The sequence below is a fragment of the Sulfurihydrogenibium sp. genome (assembly GCF_027448985.1).
In the GTDB taxonomy this organism is placed as follows: domain Bacteria; phylum Aquificota; class Aquificia; order Aquificales; family Hydrogenothermaceae; genus Sulfurihydrogenibium.
Map to the genome: position 1 here is coordinate 1 of NZ_DAIDMN010000141.1, position 1,808 is coordinate 1,808.

General features: G+C 32.9%; 3 protein-coding genes and 3 pseudogenes. 3 read left to right on the top strand and 3 right to left on the bottom strand.

All coding sequences use genetic code 11. From position 1 onward, the window contains the following. Together rplB (NE054_RS08020) and rpsS are read left to right on the top strand one after the other, a co-directional pair. Positions 1–162: pseudogene (gene rplB / locus NE054_RS08020) on the top strand (50S ribosomal protein L2); the annotation flags it as partial. Positions 163–164: 2 nt separating this feature from the next. After that, a complete protein-coding gene (gene rpsS, locus NE054_RS08025; protein WP_028949708.1) occupies positions 165–464 on the top strand; it encodes a 30S ribosomal protein S19 in 300 nt (99 codons plus the stop codon). 59 nt (positions 465–523) lie between these two features. On the opposite strand, the gene rplW is transcribed toward rpsS, so the two are convergent. Both rplW and rplD read right to left on the bottom strand, forming a co-directional pair. Continuing rightward, entirely contained in the window at positions 524–817 is a 294-nt protein-coding gene (rplW, locus tag NE054_RS08030; protein WP_297890438.1) for a 50S ribosomal protein L23, read from the bottom strand. Beyond that, on the bottom strand, positions 814–1,440 hold the full coding sequence (gene rplD / locus NE054_RS08035) for a 50S ribosomal protein L4 (RefSeq protein ID WP_297890441.1): 627 nt from the start codon (positions 1,438–1,440) through the stop codon (positions 814–816). The genes rplW and rplD overlap by 4 nt, the downstream gene beginning before the upstream one ends. Positions 1,441–1,572: 132 nt before the next feature. Here rplD and rplB (NE054_RS08040) point away from each other — a divergent pair. Beyond that, a pseudogene (gene rplB / locus NE054_RS08040) lies at positions 1,573–1,722 on the top strand (50S ribosomal protein L2); the annotation flags it as partial. On the opposite strand, the pseudogene NE054_RS08045 reads toward rplB (NE054_RS08040), so the two are convergent. Further along, positions 1,704–1,808: pseudogene (locus NE054_RS08045) on the bottom strand (GTP-binding protein); the annotation flags it as partial. The pseudogenes rplB (NE054_RS08040) and NE054_RS08045 sit on opposite strands and share 19 nt — an antisense overlap.

The window sequence follows — 1,808 nt, forward strand, 5'->3', positions numbered from 1 at the left end:
GGTACAGCTATGAACCCTGTTGACCACCCACACGGTGGAGGAGAAGGTAAAACCTTTGGTAAACATCCTGTATCACCTTGGGGATTACCAACTAAAGGCTATAAAACAAGAAGAGGAGCTAAATACTCTGATAAATTCATAATTAAACGTAGAGGTAAATAAAGATGGGTTACAAAGGCAAATGGAACGAAAGAAATAAAAATCCATATGTAAATGAAAAAATTTTAAAAAAAATTAGACAAATGAACGAAACAGGAGAAAGAAAAATTATAAAAGTTTGGGACAGAGCCTGTACCATAACTCAAGAGATGGTTGGACACACTATAGCTGTTTACAACGGTCAAAAGTTTATCCCTGTTTACATTCAACCAGAAATGGTAGGACACAAACTTGGAGAATTTTCTCTTACAAGAACTTTTAGAGGACATCCAGATAAATCAGCTAAAGCTGTTAAGAAAAAGTAAGAGGAGACGAAGATGGAAAATACAGCAAGAGCAATTTTAAAATACGCTCATTTATCACCTCATACTAATTCAGCTATATTGACTGGTTTTTCTGATTCAACTTTAACTATAGCTTTTTTCCAAGCTTTTTTAAATCCAGATGACCTAAAACCAAACCTTTTTGGTTTGGGTTTTACTATTAAAGTTCTGACTTCTTTTACTTTTAATCCAAAAATCTCTTCAACAGCCTTTTTTATTTCTATTTTATTTGCATCCATTGCTACTTCGAATGTTAGTGTATTATTTTTTTCATTGTCTTTAACTGCTTTTTCTGTTAATACAGGTCTTATTATTATGTCGTATACAGTTCTCATTGTGCTAACCTCTCTTGTATCTTTTCTAATGCTGATTTAAAGATTATAACTTTTTCTGCGTTTAATAAATCGTATGAATTTAGCCCTTCTGATATTAGTATTTTAACTTTTGGAATGTTTCTAAATGATTTAATAACATTTTCTATTTTTTCAGGTAATACCAATAAAACTTTTGATTGTTCAAGACCAAAGTTTTTTAATACTTCAACAGCATTTTTTGTTTTTGGTTGTTCAAAGTTAAAATCTTCTACCACTATCAAATCGTTATTGTTTAACTTGTAAGTTAAGACACCTTTTAAAACTTTTCTTCTAACTTTTTTAGGAAGTGCAAAATAGTAGTCTCTTGGATGTGGACCATGGGCTATTCCACCACCTACGAATATATTAGCTTTTATATCTCCATGTCTTGCTCTACCTGTCCCTTTCTGAGAGTATATTTTTCTATTTGAACCAGCTACTTCAGCTCTGGTTTTTGTACTAGCTGTTCCGGCTCTTTTAGAAGCTAAGTGCCACTTTATAACTTCCCATACTGTACCTTGATTTACTTCTGTTTTAAATATATCTTCGTTTAGATTTATTTTCCCAACAGTTTCATTTTTATTGTTTACTACATTGCATTCCATTTATTTCACCTCTTTCAGTTATGTTTGTGCATAAGCTGCTTTTGATTTTTGCAACTTTAATTTTCCTTTTCTTCTTTCAGCTATTACGCTTGCTTTTAAGAAAACTGTTGAATTAGTATGAGGTGAGAGATTATGGGTGTTAGAAAATTAAAACCAGTAACAAACGGTACAAGACACGCAATACTGTATGATTTTGCAGAAATAACAAAATCAGAGCCAGAAAAATCGTTAACGGAACCTCTTAAAAAACATGCTGGAAGAAACAACCAAGGAAGAATAACCTGACGAGCTAAGAGGACGTGTTCACGAGTTTGAGGCATAGGACCATCAGCAGCTGAGACAACTAAGATAGCACCATCCATCTGAGC